Below are 17,907 nucleotides of genomic sequence, written 5' to 3'. Positions count from 1 at the left end.
AAGGAGCATGACATGACCGAACCCGAACTCCTGGATCTCTTCGTCATCGGCGGAGGCATCAACGGTGCGGGGATAGCACGCGATGCCGCTGGTCGCGGCCTGAAGGTCGTGCTGTGCGAAAAGGACGATCTGGCACAGGGAACCTCGTCTCGCTCGGGCAAGCTGGTGCATGGCGGTCTGCGTTACCTCGAATATTACGAATTCCGCTTGGTGCGTGAGGCGCTGATCGAGCGTGAAGTGCTGCTCAATGCCGCGCCCCATATCATCTGGCCGATGCGCTTTGTCCTGCCGCACAGCCCAGAGGATCGCCCCGCATGGCTCGTGCGGCTCGGCCTCTTCCTCTATGATCATCTCGGCGGCCGCAAGAAGCTGCCCGGGACCCGCACGCTCAACCTGCTCCGCGACCCCGAGGGCACGCCGATCCTCGATCAATACACACGCGGCTTTGAATATTCCGATTGCTGGGTCGACGACGCCCGCCTCGTGACCTTGAATGCGGTGAGCGCAGCGGAAAACGGCGCTCTGGTGCTGACCCGCTCGCCGGCCGTTTCGGCCCGCCGCGAGAACGGCGGTTGGACCGTGGTCACGAAAAGCAACACGACGGGAGAGACGCGAACCTTCCGTGCCAAATGTCTGGTGAACTGCGCCGGCCCCTGGGTGATGGACATCATCAATCGCGTCGCCGGGTCGAACTCCAGCCGCAATGTTCGGCTCGTCAAGGGCAGCCACATCATCGTGCCGAAGTTCTGGGCGGGCGCCAATGCCTATCTGGTGCAGAACCACGACAAACGCGTCATTTTCATCAATCCCTACGAGGGTGACAAGGCGCTGATCGGGACGACCGATATCGCCTACGAAGGCCGGGCCGAGGATGTCGCCGCCGACGAGACGGAGATCGAGTATCTACTCCAGGCGGTCAATCGCTACTTCAAGGAAAAGCTGCGTCGCCACGATGTGCTGCACAGCTTCTCCGGCGTGCGCCCGCTGTTTGACGATGGCAAGGGCAACCCGTCCGCTGTTACCCGCGACTATGTCTTCGATCTCGACGAGACAAGCGGCGCTCCGCTGCTCAACGTCTTCGGCGGCAAGATCACCACATTCCGCGAGCTCGCCGAACGCGGCATGCAGCGTCTCAAGCATATTTTCCCGAATATGGGAGGCGACTGGACTGAGAAGGCGCCACTGCCCGGCGGCGAAATTCCGAATGCCGACTACGAGAGCTTCGCCAACAGCCTGCGCGATATCTATCCCTGGATGCAGCGCAAACTCGTGCATCACTACGGCCGTCTCTACGGCGCTCGCGCCAGGAATGTGGTGGCCGGCGCGACAAGCATGGAAGGGCTCGGGCGGCATTTCGGCGGACAGCTCTACGAGGCCGAGGCCCGCTATCTCGTTGCCACGGAATGGGCCGAAACGGCGGACGACATCCTCTATCGCCGCACCAAACACTACCTCCATCTGAACGAAGCGGAACGCGCGGCCTTTGGCGAGTGGTTTGCTTCCTCCCGCCTTGCCGCCGCCTGAAGGATGCCGCCATGCCGCTGACCCTTTCGCTCAATACCAATCCGCTGGTGAACCGCTTTGCCGATCCAGACGATCTGATCGATACGGTTGCGCGTGATTTGCGGATCCGCGACATTCAACTGACCCACGAATTCATCAATCCGAGCTGGCAGGCACCCGTCATCCGCCGCCTGACGCGCACGATGAGCGCGGCGCTGAAACGCACCGGCGTACGGGTCACCTCGGGCATGACAGGCCCCTATGGGCGCCTCAACCATTTCGGACATCCGGATGCCGATGTGCGCCGCTACTACCTCGACTGGTTCAAGACCTTTGCCGACATCACCGCCGATCTCGGCGGCCACTCGGTCGGCACGCAATTTGCGATCTTCACCTACAAGGACTTCGACGATCCGGCCAGACGCGAGGAACTGATCAAGATCGCCATCGATTGTTGGGCCGATGTCGCCGAGCACGCGCGTGCCGCAGGCCTCTCCTACATGTTCTGGGAACCGATGAGCATCGGCCGCGAGTTCGGCGAGACGATCGGCGCCTGCCTGTCGCTGCAGGAGCGGCTGACATCGGCCGGAATGGCCATCCCGATGTGGATGATGGCGGATATCGATCATGGCGACATAACCTCCGCCAATCCCGACGACTACGACCCCTATGCCTGGGCGCGTGCCGTCCCGCCGATATCGCCGATCATCCACATCAAACAGAGCCTGATGGACAAGGGCGGGCACCGGCCCTTTACCGCCGAATTTAACGCCAAGGGCCGCATCCAGCCGGCACCTCTGCTCCAGGCGCTGGCCGAAGGTGGGGCGAAGGACAATGAAATCTGCCTGGAACTCTCCTTCAAGGAACGCGAGCCGAACGATCGCCAGGTCATCCCGCAGATTGCCGAAAGCGTCGCCTTCTGGGCGCCGCATATCGACACCGGCATCGCCGACTTGAACATCTGAGGCGGAGATCTTTAAAAGGCGGCACTGCGATACGGCGGAATCGCCGCAAGACCTTCGAAAAGGAGCCGTGATGACGGACGCCGATGATACGCTTGCCGTGCGTGCTGCCTGGCTTCACTATGCCGGTGGCCTGACGCAGTCCGACGTTGCGCGCCGCCTCGGCGTGCCGTCGGTAAAGGCCCATCGACTGATCGCCAGAGCGGTCGCCGATGGTGTCGTCAAAGTTACCATCGACGGGGATATCGTCGAATGTGTCGAGCTGGAGATGCGGCTTTCGGAACGGTTCGGGCTTCAATATTGCGAGGTCGCACCCGATCTCGGCGAGGAAGGCTTGCCGCTGCGCGCACTCGGCCATGCAGGCGCCGGCTATCTCAAGCGCGAGATCGAGCGCGGCGACAATACGGTGATCGGCCTTGGTCATGGCCGCACGCTTTCCGCCGCCGTGCAATATATGCCGAGGGTGAGCGCGAAGAACCTGCGCTTCGTCTCGTTGCTTGGCGGGCTGACACGAAACTACGGCGCCAATCCCTATGACGTGATGCATCGCATCGCCGAAAAGACCGGCGCCCATGCCTATGTCATGCCGGTTCCCTTTTTTGCCAATACCGGCGAGGACCGCGAAGTGCTGAAGGCGCAGCGTGCCGTCAAGGAGGTCTTCGATCTTGCCAATAATGCCGACCTCAAGCTCGTCGGCCTGGGAACTGTCGATGCCGAGGCGCAGCTGGTTTTGTCCGGCATGGTCGAACCGGGTGAAATCGACGACATTGCTGCCGCAGGCGGCGTCGGCGAAATCCTCGGACATTTTTTCGACGCCGACGGCCATATCCTCGAGACCGCGCTGACGGCGCGCACGCTCTCTGCATCTTTTCCCAAAACCAAGAAAGAGCGGCTCGTGGCGCTGGCGGGCGGACAGTCGAAAGTGGCGGCCATCCGGGCAATTCTGAATAGCCGTCGCCTTTTCGGGCTGATCACCGACGAACGAACCGCGCAGTCGCTGCTGAAGTAGCTACGGAAACACAACAATATTTGATAGCAAAATAACATAATAAATGTTGATTATCACGCATACTCCGTTATCTTAACATCAAACGAGGGTGGAGATCGGGATGAGGCGGGAAGAGCGGCAGCAGTTGATCGTCAACCTGCTCGTCGAAAACAAGACCGTCGATCTCGACGACCTTGCCGATCGCTTCACCGTGTCAAAGATGACGATCCATCGCGATCTCGACGATCTCGAGCAGGCCGGCGTCCTGCGCAAGGTTCGCGGCGGCGCGACCATTGACGCCGGAACGCAGTTCGAAAGCGACTTCCGCATTCGCGAACGCCAGGGCAACGAGGCCAAGCTGGCTATGGCCGAGACCGCGCTGGAACTGGTCGAGCCGGGTATGACGGTGATGGTAAACGACGGCTCGATGGCGGCCGTGCTCGGCGAAATGCTGCTGCAGAAGCGGCCGTTGACCTTGATCACCAACAACGCGGCGATCATGGAGCGGCTGAAAGGCGAAACCGGCATCACGCTGATCGCGCTCGGCGGGATCTACTCGGCCAAATTCAACGCCTATCTCGGCGTCGTCACCGAGGAGGCACTGTCGCGCCTGAGAGCCGACATCGCCTTCATTTCGACGCCCGCCGTCAGCGGCGGGCGCGCCTATCACATGGACGATAACGTCGTGCGCGCCAAACGGGCGATGATCGCGTCGTCGACCAGGACCTGCCTTCTGGTCAACCATCAGCGCATCGGCCACACTGCCCTGCATGTCATGGCCGACCTGGCCGACTTCGACGCGATTATCACTGACAGCGCACCGGATGCTAGTGTCCTCGAGGAATTCGAGCAGGCGGGCATTACGCTCACAATTGCATCAACGCAGGGTCCGACATGACCGAAAAGCCGCGCTTCTGGATTGGTACCAGCTGGAAGATGAATAAGACGCTTGCTGAAGCCGAGCATTTCGCCCGCGGCCTCGAAGCTGCCGATGCCGCGCGCGACCCGCGTATCCAGCGCTTTGTGATTCCGCCCTTCACAGCGGTGCGCGAGGTCAAGTCGCTGCTTGCCAAGACATCGGTGAAGGTCGGCGCCCAGAACATGCATTGGGCCGACCAGGGCGCCTGGACCGGCGAAGTCTCGCCGGTGATGCTGAAGGACTGCAATCTTGATCTCGTCGAGCTCGGTCATTCCGAACGGCGCGAACATTTTGCAGAGACCGACGAGACTGTGGGTCTGAAGACCGAAGCGGCGGTTCGCCACGGTCTCATTCCGCTGATCTGCATTGGCGAGACGCTTTCCGACCGCGAAAGCGGAAAGGCCGCCGACACCCTGGCAACCCAGGTGCGCGGCGCGCTTTCGAAACTTTCTAACGCCCAGAAAAGCGCCGAAATCCTGCTTGCCTACGAGCCCGTCTGGGCGATCGGCGAGAAGGGCATCCCGGCGACTGCGGATTATGCGGATGCCCGCCAGTCTGAAATCATCGCCGTTGCCGAAACTGTGCTGGGCCGGAAGATCCCCTGCCTCTACGGCGGGTCGGTCAACCCGCAGAACTGCGAAGAACTGATATCGAGCCCACATATCGACGGGCTCTTCATTGGCCGTTCGGCCTGGAATGTCGAAGGTTACCTCGACATCCTGGCCAGATGCGCCGCCAAACTCTGAGGAGAAACACAATGAAGCTTGCCATTGCAGGAGACAGCGCCGGCGAAGGCCTCGCCAAGGTTCTGGCCGACCATCTGAAGGACCGCTTCGACGTCTACGAAGTCTCGCGCACCAGCGCCGGTGCCGATCCTTTCTACGCCAACCTGTCGGATCGCGTCGCCTCAGGCGTCATCGACGGCACCTACGACAAGGCGATCCTCGTTTGCGGCACCGGCATCGGCGTCTGCATCTCGGCCAACAAGGTTCCGGGCATCCGTGCTGCCCTGACGCACGACACCTATTCTGCCGAGCGTGCAGCGCTTTCCAACAATGCGCAGATCATCACCATGGGAGCCCGCGTCATCGGAACCGAGCTTGCAAAGTCGATCGCTGATGCATTTCTTGCCCAGACCTTCGACGAGAACGGCCGCTCTGCCGGTAACGTCAAGGCCATGGATGATCTCGACGCAAAGTACAGCGCCCGCTGATCCTGCCGCGACCAAGAAACGGCTTGTCGGCGGCAGGACGACCCGCATCGGCTGTCTGGCCGAATAGGCCGAAGAGGCCGATGCGGGAGGTCGATGCGGTTGGCGACCTCGTCAATGCTTGATGTTGTGATCGCCTTGGTCGCCCTCGCCGGCCTTTGCTTTCGTCTTGGCCGTTTGGCGTCGATCGGCAGCTAGCGAGCGACCGACGTCATCGCTCTCCTTAAACTGTCCCTGCTTATTACGGCGGACATAGCGTTTGTCGGTGCCGGTATCGATCAGTTCGCGCTTGGGCATGTCATCTATTCCTGTGGTTGCCGTCTTCTTGAAACGCACGCCGTGACAAAAAGGTGCATCGAATCAAGAACATCTCCGGACTCGGAATACGGGAGGCTGTCGTACGTTAAGTCATTGAAATTAGATTCGTTTCGCGGCGGAACAATCAGCCGGGTGATTGAGTTGACTCGCGTTGGTTGTGTGAGGGAGTCGCGCAGATGGTTGCCCCGCGGGCGAATTGGAAAGGCTACATCAAGTTTGGGGAAGTTGCGTTTCCCGTCGCGCTCTACACGGCCGCATCCTCGTCCGAACGGATCGCATTCAACACCCTTAACCGAAAGACTGGCAATCGGGTTCGGCGTGAGTTCGTCGACAGCGAAACCGGCGATCCCGTCGAGCGCGAGGATCAGGTCAAAGGTTTCGAGATCGAGGACGGGCGATATGTCGTCCTTGAACCCGACGAAGTCGCGGCCGCGATTCCGAACAGCGATAAGACACTTACGGTCGAGGCGTTCATTCCCTGCGATGAAGTGGATGATGTCTATTTCGACAAGCCCTACTACCTTGCTCCCGACAAGTTAGGCGGAGACGCCTATAAACTGCTGCGCGACGGCATGAAAAAGGCCAAGGTTGCTGCAATTGCTCGTACGGTCTTGTTCCGGCGTCTGCGTACCGTTCTCATTCGGCCGCACGGCAACGGCTTGGTCGGCTCCACCTTGAACTATGACTATGAGGTCCGTTCGTCGCAAAAGGCTTTCGAGGAAATGCCGGACCTGAAGATCGAAGGCGAGATGCTGGAACTTGCCAAGCACATCATCAATACGAAGAAAGGTGAATTTGATCCGAAGCAGTTCGATGATCGCTATGAGGAGGCCGTCGCCGAGCTGGTGAAGGCCAAGATTGAGGGCCGTACGCTGCCGAAGAAGAAGGCGCCTCCCGCATCAAAGCCGAGCGACTTGCTTCAGGCGCTGCGTGAAAGTGCCGGAGTGCCCGCGCCCGCCAAGAACAAGCGCACCGCAGCTAACGCCAATGCCGGAAAAGCGCGCCAGAAGGCAGCGCGTGCTACATCGGCGAAGTCGCGTGGCACCGGCGCCGCTCAACACCGCCGCGCCAGCTGATCGGAGGATGCCATGGCGCTTCGTCCCCACTGGAAAGGCTACCTCAAGCTCTCGCTTGTCACCTGCCCCGTGCAGATGATGCCGGCGACCTCGGAAAACGAGAAGGTCCGCTTCCACACCTTGAACCGAGAGACGCAGAACCGCGTCGTCAGCCATTACGTGGATTCTGTCACTGGCAAGGAGGTGAGGGATGAGGACGAGGTCAAGGGTTATCAACGCGGCGAGAACGAGTATGTCATTCTGGAAGACGAGGAACTCGAAAGTATCGCGCTCGACAGTACCAAAACAATCGACATCGAAGTTTTCGCACCGCGCGACGGCGTCGACTGGATTTGGCTCGATACGCCCTACTATCTTTCTCCGGACGATCCGGTCGGCCAGGAGGCGTTTTCAGTCATTCGCGACGCCATGGCCGCCGAGAATATGGTCGGCATATCGAGACTGGTGATCTCGAGACGGGAACGCGCCGTCATGTTGGAGCCACGCGGCATGGGCATCGTACTTTGGACGCTGCGTTATGGGGATGAGGTGCGCGATGCAGAGACCTATTTCGAGAGAGTCGATGACCAGCCTGCCGACAGCGAAATGATGCCGCTTGTCCAGCAGCTCATCAAAAAGCAGACGCAGCACTGGAGCCCGAAGATGGTTTCCGATCCGGTTCAGGACAAACTCCTCGACATCATCGACGCGAAGAAGAAGCAGATGAAAAAGCCGAGCAGGACAACGTCCAAGTCCAAGGAAAAGCAAGAGCCGGCACCAAGCAATGTCATCAACATCATGGATGCCCTGCGCAAGTCGGTCGAAGCGGAAAACCGCCCGGGGAGGCGCTAGACCTGATCATGACGCGCCCGCGCCGCCCAATTCTGCCCTTGCTCGACGAATCTCACTCAACGCTGCAGTCTCGTCCGATCCGCAAGCGCGATCCTGACCAGCCCAGTCTGCCCTTCGATCCAATGCCGTCGCGCATTGAGCCGTGCCTCGCACTGCTGAAGCCGACTGTGCCCGTGGGGCCGGATTGGCTCTATGAGGTGAAATTGGATGGCTATCGATTGGCAATCCATATTGAACCGAAGGGCGTGCGAGTCATTACTCGCGGCGGCCATGACTGGACCCATCGCTTCCCCGCCATCGCTGCGGCAGCAAAAGAGCTTGGGGTGACGACCGCCATTCTCGATGGCGAGGCCGTTGTACTCGATGATCACGGCCGATCGGATTTTGGCGCCCTGCAACGTTCTCTCGGCGGGCGGGGCGGCAAGCGGGTGTCGACCGAGTCAATCCTCGTTGCCTTCGACCTTCTCTATCTCGATGGACACGATCTGACCGGCACCGAGCTTGACGTACGCCGGCACCTGCTTGAAGACCTGATACCGGAAGGCGATGATCAGACGATCCGCATCTCCGAAGAGATAGAGCTGCCGGCCGAAGACCTCCTCGAGCACGCCTGCCATCGTCATCTGGAAGGCATCATTGCCAAGCACCGCGACCGGCCCTACCGCAGCGGTCGCACGGGCGATTGGCTGAAAATCAAATGCGTCCAGAGCGAGAGCTTCATGATCGTCGGTTATGAGCAGTCGGCATCCGCCCGCGGCGGCATCGGCAGGCTGCTGCTGGCCGGCAGACAAGGGCTCGACTGGATTTACGTTGGGTCGGTCGGAACCGGTTTCGGTGCCAGAGATGCTGAATACCTGAAAAAGACGTTGGACCGGTTGAAGACGAGCCGGCCTGCCGTTCCCCTGAAGGGCAAGCGTCTTGTCCTCGTGCAGCCGACGCTGATCGCCGAGATCGAGTTTCGCGGCTGGACGGATGACGGCAATCTCCGCCATGCCTCCTACAAGGGGCTGCGCGAGGTTCAGGACAACGCCGCCGTCTTCGATATGAGCTAAAATCATCCTTGCTCTAAGGTCAAAACGCCGATCAGAGGTTCTCGAGAAGAAGCCCAAAACTGGGCCGCCATTCGAATATATCGACGCTCGCGTAAATGCCGGAGCGGACGAAGGGGTCTCCTGCGCTGAACGCCTCGAACTCGGCGAGCGTTTCGACTTGCGCGATCACGATTGCGGTGGAACCCTTGCCCTCCGACGGCGGTGCAGAAGGTCCGGACAGCAGGATGCGGATCGGCGCGCCATGCAGATAGGCCTTGTGCTCATCGAGCAATCGCGAGCGTTCGGCAGCCTTGCAGGGGTCGGATACCGCGTAGCGGGCGACGATCATTGTCTATTCTCCACCGGCGTCAGCACGAAGTCGAAATCGGAGCGCCAGACCGTCGGGTGATCGACACGCTCGAAAGGCGCGACCAGGCTGTTTTTAACGCCAAACACCGTATCGGATTCCAGATAAGGATCGTCGCCGACAAACGTGTGGGTGACGAGCTTCTGATAACCTGAAGCCGTAATCAGGTAATGGGTATGGGCTGGACGGTAGGGATGGCGGCCGAGGGACGCCAACATCTGGCCGACCGGGCCGTCATCCGGGATCGGATAGGAAACCGGCTTTATGCCAACGAAGCTATAGACGCCATCTGCGCCGGTGACGAAAATGCCACGGTTGTTCCACTTCGGCTGGATATCCGGCTGCTGGACGTCGTAGAAGCCATCGGAATTATCCGACCATACATCGATCCGGGCTCCCTCGATCGGATTGCCGTCAAGATCCAGCACCCGGCCGATGAAGAGACAACTCTCGCCCTTGCCGTCGAGCGAGATCTTTTCACCCATCTGCCGTACGGGCGCCCCTTCGACATGGAATGGTCCAAACACCGTATTTTCCGTGGCGCCTGGCGGATGCCGATTGTTGATCGCATCCACCAACATCGACAAACCCAACGTATCGCTGAGCAGGATGAACTCCTGTCGCTCATCATGACAGAGATGGCCGGTACGGGTCAGGAAGTGTATTGCCAGCTCCCATTCCTCCTGGGTCAGGCTGATATCCTTGGCAAAGGCATGCAGGTGCTTGACGAGCGACTCCATGACTTCGGCAAGGCGCGGATCAACGCCCTGCCCCATCCGCGAGTTGACGGCTTCCACGGATCTCTCTTCGGTGAAATATTCAGTCACGTGGCCATCCTCCTAAAGCATTAACGCGGCCGCGCGCCCTCCCAGGCGCTCTGCAACAAAGCCCGGATCGCTTTCCGTTCGATCGGGCGCGGGTTCCAGTAGGGATTCCGGGCGGCGAGTTCCGCCGCATGATCCAGATCGGCTTCCTTCATACCCAGATCCCGCAGCGCCATGGGCGCGCCGATCGAAGCGGCAAAATCATAAAGACCGCCGCCCAGCGAGCCGCCAAAAAGATCGGCAGCGGGCTTTAGCGCATCCGTCGCGGCTGCGGCATTGTAGGCAGAAGAATGGGGAAGAATGACCGCATGGGTTTCGGCATGCGGCAGGTCGAAGCTACCGCCCAGCGTATGGCAAAGCTTGTGATGCAGGGCCATGCCAACCGCTCCGAGCACCGTGCCGCACAGCCAGGAACCGTAAAGCGCTTCGCTTCGCGGCTCGATGTCCCCAGGTGCATTGACGATTTGAGGCAAAGCCTGCTTCAGCGCGCGCAAGCCCTCGACCGCCATCATCGACGAAATGGGGTTGCGATCCTGCGCGTAGAGACCTTCGACCGCATGCGCCATCGCATTGAGCCCGCTGCTGACGCTGATGTTGACCGGCAATCCCAGTGTCAATTCAGGATCGTAGATCACCACTTCAGGCAGGATGCCGGCCCCGCGGACCGTCGTCTTCTGCCCGTTCTCTGTCTGACCGAGGATTGGTGTTACCTCCGACCCCGCATAGGTCGTCGCCACCACGATTTGCAGCGCGTCGTTGCGATAGGCGATTGCCTTGCCGAGACCGATCGTCGATCCGCCGCCGATCGCGACGACGCAATCGGCACCGGCTGCGTTATAGGCCGCCATCGCGCGCTCGGTCACATCGACCGGCGTATGCATCGTCGCATCGTGGAATAGTCCAGCCGCAAGCGGGCCGAGGGAAGCGGCGATCCGTTCAGCCTCCGCTTTCTGGTGCGGGGTCGAAAGGATCAGGGCGCGTTTGCCGCCCTGCCCTGCAATCGCCTCGGCGAGACGGTTCAACGAGCCGCTCCCGAATATCACCTGGGCCGCGCTGGCCGTGTATCTGAAAGGTACAACCATGCTATCGATCGAGTTTGAAGAGTGAAACCGCGTTGGTGCGACCGATCTTCAGACGGTCGGCTTCGGAGATGGTCGTGCTGTCGAACCAGTTTGCAGCATGGTCGACGTTCTCGAATGGCCAATCTGTCGAGAACAGAATTCGGTCCGCGCCGATTTCCAGCATAGCATCGATAAGCGATTGGGTGCGGAAGTTCCCCGACGTCGTGATGTAGAAATTTTCGTTGAAATAATCAGCAATCGGGCGTTTGGCCGGATAGCTCTTTTCCACCTTGACCCACGCATTCCGGTTGTCGATGCGCCACATCATGTATGGCAGTCCCTCGCCCATGTGGCCAACGATGATCCGCAAGGCCGGATGTTCATCAAACAGGCCGGACCCCATCAGGCGCAGCGCATGAACAGCGGTCTCCTGCGCGAACGCCCAGGTCGGCCCCATCAGCCAGGAATGGCCGGCATAGATCCGGCTATCCTGCGGCAGCGGGTTGCGCGGATGCAGATAGAAAGGAACGTTGAGCTTTTCGACTTCGGCCCAGAACGGGCGGTATTGCGGCAGGTCGTAGTAGAGCGGCGTCGTTCCGTCGCCTTCCTGCGAGAAGCCATTGACTAGCGCGCCGACAAAACCCAGCGTCGTCACGCAGCGCTGCAATTCCTGCGCTGCGGCATCCGGATCCTGCAGGGGCAATGCTGCAAATCCCAGAAAACGGTTCGGGTTCTTGACGCATTGCTCCGCCAGGAAGTCGTTGGCGCGTCGGGAAATCTCCAGCGCCTTTGCCTTGTCCGGGATCGCCTGCACGGCCGGAGCGTTCAGCGACAGGATCATCTTCTCGATGCCGTGGGCATCCATCAGCCGCAAACGCTTTTCCTGGATATCTAGGAGACGGGCGGATAGTTCCGTCCAGTAGTCGCCCGGCACGAATCCGGCAGAATCCTGCAGCGTCTCGGGAATGGCGAAATGTTCTTCAAGCGCGATCTTGCCTTGCACGATATGTTCTCTTTCCTGTCTTGAATCGAAATGCTGAGGATGGCGGATCAGAATTGTCCCTTGGGCGGAAGACCGAGCAGTTGCTGGCCGGCCATGGTGCCGACGGCATCCCAGTTCATGGAAATGTGGCGCCCGACGGCATTTGCATCGCGCCACGCCCGCTGGACGGGGTTGGACATCTGGAGGCCGAGGCCGCCTGTCGATGCATTGAGTGCTTCGACCGCCCGAAGGGCCAGGCTGACCGCAAAGGACTGGCTGCGGCGGGCAAGAATCCGATCTTCCTCGGTGATCTCGCCGGTGCCATCCTCGCGGGCCTGGGCCAGTTGCTGCGCCCGGGCAATATCGCGCAGAATGATTTCGCGGGCGGCATCCACCGATGCGGAGGCTTCCGCCACGCGAAGCTGGATCGTCGGAAACTCCGCGATCTTGTTGTTGCCACCGGCCACTGCACCACGTGTCACACGGGTCCCGATCTGGTCGATATAGCTATCCAGTGCGCCCTTGGCCGCACCGACGGCGGCGCTGCCGAGGCAGAACGGAACTCCCATGAGGAGCGGAATGTTGAAAAGCCCGATACCCTTGTAGCCACGTCCGCCCGGCGTTCTGCCGGAGGTCGCATCCGGAAAGCTCAATATGCGGTATTCGGGAACGAAGACATCCTTAAGGATCAGGCTTTTTGAGCCGGTGCCTGCGAGGCCGACAACGTCCCAGGTCTCGGCGATGGTATAGTCGCTGGCGGGAACCAGAAGAAACGCCGGTACAGGATGCTCCCCCTCGCCGTTTGGCGGAATGATCGCCGCACAGAGCGCCCATTGGGCATTTTCGCATCCGCTCGCAAAGGCCCAATCGCCGGATAGCCGGAAACCACCCTCGACGCGTTCCGCCATGCGGACCGGCGCGTAGGAACCGCAGAGCAGCGCATCCGGATTGCTGCCCCACACGTCCTGCTGAACCCTTTCATCGAACATGGCAAGCAGCCATTGATGCGCGGAAAGGAGGCCGGCAACCCAGCCGGTGGAGGCGCAGGCCGACGATAGCTCGATATTTGCATCGACAAGCTCGGCAAAGGATCCTTCGTCGCCGCCGAAACGGGCCGGCTTGACGACATCGAAATAGCCGGCGGAGCGCAGCAGATCGATAGAGCGGACCGGCACACGGCCGGATTTTTCGGTATCGCGCGCGCCGGCACGGATTTCGTCCAGCACCGGGGCGATGCGATCTGCAAGACATGCGGTCTTGACCCGCGCCGAGGCGGGAAACAGGGCGGCTGTATTGTTCATGGGACTACCTTCAGTTCTGGGATGCAGGAAGCGCGTGCTGCGGCGCGCAATATTTCGAATTTTCGTACATCAGCGCGATCGTGTTTTCGGAATGGCGTGTATCCACCACCTGCCCGATGAAGATCGTGTGCGTTCCATAGGGAACTGCGCCCATGCGGCGGCAGACAACCGAGGCATGAGCGGTGTTCAGCACCATCATGCCGCGCTCATGGCGAACCCAATCGGCAGCGTCGAACCGACGCTCAGGCGCGATCTTGCCGCTGAAACCTTCCGATACGGCTGCCTGCCTGTCGGTCAGAATGCTGACTGCGAATTCCGGCACCTCAAGCAGCATGTCATGCAGGTAGGTGCGATTGTTCAGGCAGATGATGAGAGATGGCGGATCCATCGAAAGTGATGTGACGGCGGTCGCCGTCATTCCATGATCCGCGCCGTTGCGACAAGCAGAAATGACTGTCACCGTCGCCGGGAAACGGCGCATGGTCGATCGAAACGCATCGCTGATCGGTGCGGGGTCCGGCGCTATGCCGAGGGCAGCAGTGGCAGACATGATTTCCTCCCGTGTCTCCTCGGCATCTAGATTATTGCATTTGCAACTATTGTCAATGCAAGTTTATAAATTGAGCGGGAAAATGCTGGCCTTACTCGACCTTTCTCGACGGCTGAAAGCCAATCGTGTTGTCTTTCCGGTCATTTAGGTGCATGTCGGAGAGAGCCCTCAGCAAGCGAAATCCCGCCAGCAGACAGAGACATGTACAAACTTACCGATTCCGTTCCTTATCTTCTCAATCGCGCCGGCGTGCGGATAGCCGAGGTATTCGCGCAGAGAATCGCCGAAGACAATCTCAGCGTGGCGATGTACCGGGTTCTGGCCATGCTCAAGGAGCGCCGGGAGAGCACCCTTGGAGATCTCGCCGACGTCGTCTCCGTCGAGATTTCGACGCTGTCGCGCCTCGTCGGCACACTGACCAAGCGGAAGCTGGTGTCGAGAACACGTCCGGAAGATAATGGCCGTATCGTCATCGTAAGGCTGACCCCGCAGGGCGAGGCGCTGACCGAAAGGCTCATGCCGCTTGCCGTCGAGCTTGAACGCACCGCGGTTCAGGACATGTCGGACGAGGAGGTCGCAGCACTGAAGAAGGCGCTGCGCCGCATGCACAGCAACCTGCCGGCAATGTCCGGAAAGGGAAAAGTTGCGAGCTGAAAAGTTTGCAGTTGCAAATATTTTATTCGCAAGTATTTAATAGCGTGTCATCGTTGTCTTGACATAGCCCGTTTGCGGGTGAGTCTGGCGCTGGGAGGAACCACGCCGGCAACGATCCAGGAGGATTTGTACACGGATCGACGCGGACCTGCCGCTGGCAGGAGCGTACTTCCTGTACGCAAATGTATGGGGAGGGAACATTGGCCATACAAGATCTCGCTATTATCAACGAACGCGTTCGCAGCCCGAATATCATCATCGCCCTTTGCGGTCTGCTGATCCTGTTCGACGGCTATGACCTGATCGTTTACGGCGCAGTCGCGCCGGCTTTGCTCGGTGAAGCCAGTTGGGGCCTGACGCCGGGCATGGTCGGACGGGCTGCCTCCATCACCCTATTCGGTATGCTGCTGGGCGCTCTCGTTGCCGGAACACTTGCTGACAGGATAGGTCGTCGCAAGGTCATCATCGCCAGTCTGCTGAGCTTTTCCGTGATGATGATCGGCAGCGGTCTTGCGCCGAACTTTCTCGCTTTCGAGGGAACACGTTTTCTCGCCGGCCTGGGCCTTGGAGCTCTTTTTCCGACGGTAACCGCTCTAATCATCGAGTTTTCTCCGCCGAAACGGAAGGCAATGGCCTATTCGATTGCTCTTCTGGGTTACCTGGCCGGCGGCATCATCTCGGGTATCCTCGGAATGCTGCTGATACAGAAATACGGATGGCGTCCACTGATGATTATCGGCGGTGCACCGATCCTGCTTCTGCCTTTCTTCATCCGTCTCATCCCCGAGTCCCCCGAATGGCTGGCAACGAAGAACCGCCAGACCGAAGCGAACCAGATTGCAAACCAGTACGGGCTGCCCAATCCTATAGCCAGGCCTGCTGCGTTTCGACAAGTGGGCATCCGGTCGCTGTTTTCCGAAGGTCGCCTGCTGCCGACATTGAACGCATGGGGCATTCACTTCTGTTCGCTTCTGCTCACATTCGGCATGGTCAACTGGCTTCCGACCATCATGAACAAGATGGGCTATGACCTCGGTTCTGCCCTCCTCTTCTCCGTAACGCTCAATCTCGGAGCGGCCGTCGGCCTCCTGATCGGCGCAAGGATTGCCGACCGCGGAAATGTCAAAATAGTCGTGGCTGGGATGTTTCTTCTCGGTGCCTGCTCGATCTGGTTGCTGACGCAGGTGGATCAGGGCCTCCAGGTTTATGGTCTCGTCGCACTTGCCGGTACGGGAACGATCGGTACGCAGATCCTCGCCAACGTTCTCGTTGGAAACCTCTATCCGGTCGAGATCCGCGGAACCGGCCTTGGTTTCTCGCTCGGCATCGGCCGTATCGGAGGCATGATAGGACCGGCCATCGGCGGTGCGGTTCTGGGTGCAGGCCTGGCTCCGCAGTGGAACTTCTACATCTTTGCATCCGTCGGAGTCTTGGGATGCGTCCTCGCACTCATGACATTGCTGTATCGCAAAAAGGCTGATTGACGCCCAGATTGTCGGCAGGTCTGGCATCCAGAACCTGCCGGCAATGGCTCCCGCACGCCGGCGGTCGAGCAGGTCGGCTAAATCGCCCTGATGAAACGACCTAAATAGTCGACGAAGCAGCCGAGATCCCGTATGCCGCTCATATGTCGATCCGACAGGCAATAGAAAGTCATAACGATGGCAAACTCGCCCCGCAGACCTGTCAATCCAATGGATGCTGCCGAAGCGTTGTTCAATCCCGCGAAGAAGAAGCCGAAACAAGCTGTTGAGCGGCCGGCGCTGCCGAATACAAAGGAGCTTGTTTCGCTCAAGATCGACAGTGATGTGCTTGCCTATTTCCAGGAAGATGGCCCTGGCTGGCAGGATCGGATCAACGACATTTTGCGCGCCGCGATGAAGAACAGGCTCTGACCCTGTTGCACCATCTTGTCCGCCACGGGTGGTCGTTGTGATGCCGAATGCACTGCACCGGCTTCTCCGCAGCGGCCTTGTCCATGTTCTCTTCGCCTCTTTGGTAATGGGCAGCTGGGCGGTCTTCGCCAATCGGGCGCACGCCATGCCATTGCCGCTCTATGCCGGGCTTGTGCAGGGTACGATATCCGCCTGCCTGACGCTTTTCCTGAAATCTGTGATTGACTGGCTTTCCAAGCGCTTCGACGGATCGGTACGATTTTGGGCGCCGCCTCTCATTGCTTGTCTCGGCTCAGCCAGCATTCTCGTGGCAATCCATGCGGCGACCGGCACACCGGAAATACTCAAGACCATCGCATTTCCGCTGCTCGTATCGACGAGCTACGCGACAGTTTACAATTATTCGATCTCGGCAAGACGAGGTTTCGATACATGATGGGAAGGCACGTGATCCCATTTTCGCGGACACGCCTCCTGCAATAACAAGCAGTCGCATGCTGCAGGAAGCAAGGGCGTGTCCGGGGTAGAATGTCACTCCTTCACCGCCCCGGTCATCGATGAGACGTAGTAGTCCACGAAGAACGAGTAGAGGATGACCACCGGAAGCGAGCCGAACAATGCGCCCGCCATCAGTGCCCCCCATTCGAAGACGTCGCCGCGCACCAGTTCGGTCAGTACGCCCACAGGAATGGTTTTGTTTTCCGACGACTGGATGAAAGTCAGCGCATAGATGAATTCGTTCCAGGACAGCGTGAAGGCGAAAATGCCAGCTGAAATCAGCCCGGGTACTGCGAGCGGCAGAATGATCTTGGTGAGAATCTGCCACCTGTTGGCGCCGTCCACCAGCGCGCTTTCCTCCAGCTCGAATGGAATCGAGCGGAAATAGCCCATCAGCAGCCAGGTGCAGAAGGGAATGAGGAAGGTCGGATAGGTGAAGATCAGCGCCAGCCGCGAGTCATAGATCCCGAGCTTGAAGACGATGAAGGCAAGCGGGATGAAGAGGATCGACGGCGGCACGAGATAGGCGAGGAAAATGACGAGGCCGACCGAACGCGAGCCGGTGAAGCGGACGCGCTCGATCGCATAGGCGCCGAAGACTGACGCCACCAACGAGAGGAAGGTGGAGCAGACCGCCACCAGCATCGTGTTCCACAGCCAGCCCGGATAGGATGTCTCAAAGAACAGGTATTTGATGTGATCGAGCGTCGCCCCCACGACCCAGAAGGGGCTGTAGTTGTTATAGTCGGTCAGCTGATCGTTCGGCTTCACCGCGGTGATCGCCATCCAGTAGAACGGGAAGAGCAGCACGACGACGAAGACCGCCATCGGCAGGTAGAGCATCACGATCCGCCGCGGCAGGCGGTTCAGATAGCTCATACCTTCGGCATTGTCGGTCACGACCTGATCGGCGGCGTTTGAATTTATCGACATCGTC

At 59.7% G+C, this 17,907-nt stretch carries 21 protein-coding genes; 13 read left to right on the top strand and 8 right to left on the bottom strand.

Annotation, left to right across the window (positions count from 1 at the left end; genetic code table 11):
* Positions 1-12: 12 nt before the first annotated feature.
* The 6 genes from BS630_RS32405 (at position 13) to derI (ending at position 5,585) form a co-directional block, all read left to right on the top strand.
* Positions 13-1,524, top strand: coding sequence for a glycerol-3-phosphate dehydrogenase (locus BS630_RS32405; protein WP_077980714.1), 1,512 nt, complete (start codon positions 13-15; stop codon positions 1,522-1,524).
* A gap of 11 nt (positions 1,525-1,535) precedes the next feature.
* Entirely contained in the window at positions 1,536-2,468 is a 933-nt protein-coding gene (locus BS630_RS32400) for a sugar phosphate isomerase/epimerase family protein (protein WP_077980713.1), read from the top strand.
* A 70-nt stretch (positions 2,469-2,538) separates the two neighbouring features.
* On the top strand, positions 2,539-3,474 hold the full coding sequence (locus tag BS630_RS32395; protein WP_017956515.1) for a sugar-binding transcriptional regulator: 936 nt from the start codon (positions 2,539-2,541) through the stop codon (positions 3,472-3,474).
* A gap of 100 nt (positions 3,475-3,574) precedes the next feature.
* Complete coding sequence (locus tag BS630_RS32390; RefSeq protein WP_077980712.1) at positions 3,575-4,351, top strand: DeoR/GlpR family DNA-binding transcription regulator; 777 nt, start codon at positions 3,575-3,577, stop codon at positions 4,349-4,351.
* On the top strand, positions 4,348-5,118 hold the full coding sequence (locus BS630_RS32385; RefSeq protein ID WP_077980711.1) for a triose-phosphate isomerase: 771 nt from the start codon (positions 4,348-4,350) through the stop codon (positions 5,116-5,118). Before BS630_RS32390 ends, BS630_RS32385 begins: the two co-directional genes overlap by 4 nt.
* Positions 5,119-5,129: 11 nt before the next feature.
* Positions 5,130-5,585, top strand: coding sequence for a D-erythrulose-4-phosphate isomerase (gene derI / locus BS630_RS32380; RefSeq protein WP_003562478.1), 456 nt, complete (start codon positions 5,130-5,132; stop codon positions 5,583-5,585).
* 111 nt (positions 5,586-5,696) lie between these two features.
* Here the strand turns inward: derI and BS630_RS32375 are convergent, their stop codons facing one another.
* Complete coding sequence (locus BS630_RS32375; protein ID WP_077980710.1) at positions 5,697-5,879, bottom strand: hypothetical protein; 183 nt, start codon at positions 5,877-5,879, stop codon at positions 5,697-5,699.
* Positions 5,880-6,076: 197 nt separating this feature from the next.
* On the opposite strand from BS630_RS32375, the gene ku (BS630_RS32370) reads away from it, so the two are divergent.
* Genes ku (BS630_RS32370) through ligD form a run of 3 tightly spaced genes read left to right on the top strand, consistent with a single transcriptional unit; the run spans position 6,077 to position 8,859 of the window.
* Positions 6,077-6,976: a non-homologous end joining protein Ku gene (gene ku / locus BS630_RS32370; RefSeq protein WP_077980709.1), complete on the top strand. Its 900-nt coding sequence runs from the start codon at positions 6,077-6,079 to the stop codon at positions 6,974-6,976.
* Positions 6,977-6,988: 12 nt separating this feature from the next.
* Entirely contained in the window at positions 6,989-7,807 is an 819-nt protein-coding gene (gene ku / locus BS630_RS32365) for a non-homologous end joining protein Ku (RefSeq protein ID WP_077980708.1), read from the top strand.
* Between the two features lie 8 nt (positions 7,808-7,815).
* Positions 7,816-8,859 (top strand): non-homologous end-joining DNA ligase, encoded by a 1,044-nt coding sequence (gene ligD / locus BS630_RS32360; RefSeq protein WP_077980707.1) that lies wholly within the window; start codon positions 7,816-7,818, stop codon positions 8,857-8,859.
* Between the two features lie 31 nt (positions 8,860-8,890).
* On the opposite strand, the gene BS630_RS32355 is transcribed toward ligD, so the two are convergent.
* The 6 genes from BS630_RS32355 to BS630_RS32330 are packed head-to-tail and all read right to left on the bottom strand — an operon-like array spanning position 8,891 to position 13,923.
* The gene (locus tag BS630_RS32355) at positions 8,891-9,187 is read right to left on the bottom strand and encodes a YciI family protein (protein ID WP_077980706.1); all 297 of its coding nucleotides are present in this window, start codon (positions 9,185-9,187) and stop codon (positions 8,891-8,893) included.
* The gene (locus BS630_RS32350; RefSeq protein WP_077980705.1) at positions 9,184-10,032 is read right to left on the bottom strand and encodes a dioxygenase family protein; all 849 of its coding nucleotides are present in this window, start codon (positions 10,030-10,032) and stop codon (positions 9,184-9,186) included. The genes BS630_RS32355 and BS630_RS32350 overlap by 4 nt, the downstream gene beginning before the upstream one ends.
* 20 nt (positions 10,033-10,052) lie before the next feature.
* Positions 10,053-11,111: a maleylacetate reductase gene (locus BS630_RS32345; protein ID WP_077980704.1), complete on the bottom strand. Its 1,059-nt coding sequence runs from the start codon at positions 11,109-11,111 to the stop codon at positions 10,053-10,055.
* Position 11,112: 1 nt separating this feature from the next.
* Complete coding sequence (gene tsdA / locus BS630_RS32340; RefSeq protein WP_077980703.1) at positions 11,113-12,093, bottom strand: gamma-resorcylate decarboxylase; 981 nt, start codon at positions 12,091-12,093, stop codon at positions 11,113-11,115.
* 47 nt (positions 12,094-12,140) lie between these two features.
* Complete coding sequence (locus BS630_RS32335; protein ID WP_077980702.1) at positions 12,141-13,373, bottom strand: flavin-dependent monooxygenase; 1,233 nt, start codon at positions 13,371-13,373, stop codon at positions 12,141-12,143.
* 10 nt (positions 13,374-13,383) lie between these two features.
* Positions 13,384-13,923 (bottom strand): flavin reductase family protein, encoded by a 540-nt coding sequence (locus tag BS630_RS32330; RefSeq protein WP_077980701.1) that lies wholly within the window; start codon positions 13,921-13,923, stop codon positions 13,384-13,386.
* Positions 13,924-14,124: 201 nt separating this feature from the next.
* Between BS630_RS32330 and BS630_RS32325 the strand changes: the two genes are divergently transcribed.
* From BS630_RS32325 to BS630_RS32310, 4 genes are all read left to right on the top strand, one after another.
* Positions 14,125-14,577 carry a MarR family winged helix-turn-helix transcriptional regulator gene (locus tag BS630_RS32325; protein ID WP_077980700.1) on the top strand — a complete coding sequence of 151 codons (453 nt, stop codon included), beginning with the start codon at positions 14,125-14,127 and terminating at the stop codon, positions 14,575-14,577.
* A gap of 182 nt (positions 14,578-14,759) precedes the next feature.
* Complete coding sequence (locus tag BS630_RS32320) at positions 14,760-16,061, top strand: MFS transporter (RefSeq protein ID WP_183594501.1); 1,302 nt, start codon at positions 14,760-14,762, stop codon at positions 16,059-16,061.
* Between the two features lie 177 nt (positions 16,062-16,238).
* Positions 16,239-16,472: a BrnA antitoxin family protein gene (locus tag BS630_RS32315; RefSeq protein ID WP_077980698.1), complete on the top strand. Its 234-nt coding sequence runs from the start codon at positions 16,239-16,241 to the stop codon at positions 16,470-16,472.
* 40 nt (positions 16,473-16,512) lie between these two features.
* Positions 16,513-16,908: a hypothetical protein gene (locus tag BS630_RS32310; RefSeq protein WP_077980697.1), complete on the top strand. Its 396-nt coding sequence runs from the start codon at positions 16,513-16,515 to the stop codon at positions 16,906-16,908.
* Positions 16,909-17,003: 95 nt separating this feature from the next.
* Here BS630_RS32310 and BS630_RS32305 read toward each other — a convergent pair whose 3' ends face one another.
* Entirely contained in the window at positions 17,004-17,903 is a 900-nt protein-coding gene (locus BS630_RS32305) for a carbohydrate ABC transporter permease (RefSeq protein WP_077980696.1), read from the bottom strand.
* Positions 17,904-17,907: the final 4 nt, after the last annotated feature.

The sequence above is a fragment of the Rhizobium laguerreae genome, assembly GCF_002008165.1.
In the GTDB taxonomy this organism is placed as follows: Bacteria; Pseudomonadota; Alphaproteobacteria; order Rhizobiales; family Rhizobiaceae; genus Rhizobium; species Rhizobium laguerreae.
Note: the sequence above shows the minus strand (reverse complement) of the source record. Positions and strands in the feature narration are given on the sequence as shown.

Excerpts from the sequence above, each read along its gene's own strand:
- BS630_RS32405 (WP_077980714.1), top strand. The coding sequence starts at position 13 with ATGACCGAACCCGAACTCCTGGATCTCTTCGTCATCGGCGGAGGCATC.
- BS630_RS32400 (WP_077980713.1), top strand. The coding sequence starts at position 1,536 with ATGCCGCTGACCCTTTCGCTCAATACCAATCCGCTGGTGAACCGCTTT.
- BS630_RS32395 (WP_017956515.1), top strand. The coding sequence starts at position 2,539 with ATGACGGACGCCGATGATACGCTTGCCGTGCGTGCTGCCTGGCTTCAC.
- BS630_RS32390 (WP_077980712.1), top strand. The coding sequence starts at position 3,575 with ATGAGGCGGGAAGAGCGGCAGCAGTTGATCGTCAACCTGCTCGTCGAA.
- BS630_RS32385 (WP_077980711.1), top strand. The coding sequence starts at position 4,348 with ATGACCGAAAAGCCGCGCTTCTGGATTGGTACCAGCTGGAAGATGAAT.
- derI (WP_003562478.1), top strand. The coding sequence starts at position 5,130 with ATGAAGCTTGCCATTGCAGGAGACAGCGCCGGCGAAGGCCTCGCCAAG.
- BS630_RS32375 (WP_077980710.1), bottom strand. The coding sequence starts at position 5,879 with ATGCCCAAGCGCGAACTGATCGATACCGGCACCGACAAACGCTATGTC.
- ku (WP_077980709.1), top strand. The coding sequence starts at position 6,077 with ATGGTTGCCCCGCGGGCGAATTGGAAAGGCTACATCAAGTTTGGGGAA.
- ku (WP_077980708.1), top strand. The coding sequence starts at position 6,989 with ATGGCGCTTCGTCCCCACTGGAAAGGCTACCTCAAGCTCTCGCTTGTC.
- ligD (WP_077980707.1), top strand. The coding sequence starts at position 7,816 with ATGACGCGCCCGCGCCGCCCAATTCTGCCCTTGCTCGACGAATCTCAC.
- BS630_RS32355 (WP_077980706.1), bottom strand. The coding sequence starts at position 9,187 with ATGATCGTCGCCCGCTACGCGGTATCCGACCCCTGCAAGGCTGCCGAA.
- BS630_RS32345 (WP_077980704.1), bottom strand. The coding sequence starts at position 11,111 with ATGGTTGTACCTTTCAGATACACGGCCAGCGCGGCCCAGGTGATATTC.
- BS630_RS32335 (WP_077980702.1), bottom strand. The coding sequence starts at position 13,373 with ATGAACAATACAGCCGCCCTGTTTCCCGCCTCGGCGCGGGTCAAGACC.
- BS630_RS32330 (WP_077980701.1), bottom strand. The coding sequence starts at position 13,923 with ATGTCTGCCACTGCTGCCCTCGGCATAGCGCCGGACCCCGCACCGATC.
- BS630_RS32325 (WP_077980700.1), top strand. The coding sequence starts at position 14,125 with ATGTACAAACTTACCGATTCCGTTCCTTATCTTCTCAATCGCGCCGGC.
- BS630_RS32320 (WP_183594501.1), top strand. The coding sequence starts at position 14,760 with ATGTATGGGGAGGGAACATTGGCCATACAAGATCTCGCTATTATCAAC.
- BS630_RS32315 (WP_077980698.1), top strand. The coding sequence starts at position 16,239 with ATGGCAAACTCGCCCCGCAGACCTGTCAATCCAATGGATGCTGCCGAA.
- BS630_RS32310 (WP_077980697.1), top strand. The coding sequence starts at position 16,513 with ATGCCGAATGCACTGCACCGGCTTCTCCGCAGCGGCCTTGTCCATGTT.
- BS630_RS32305 (WP_077980696.1), bottom strand. The coding sequence starts at position 17,903 with ATGTCGATAAATTCAAACGCCGCCGATCAGGTCGTGACCGACAATGCC.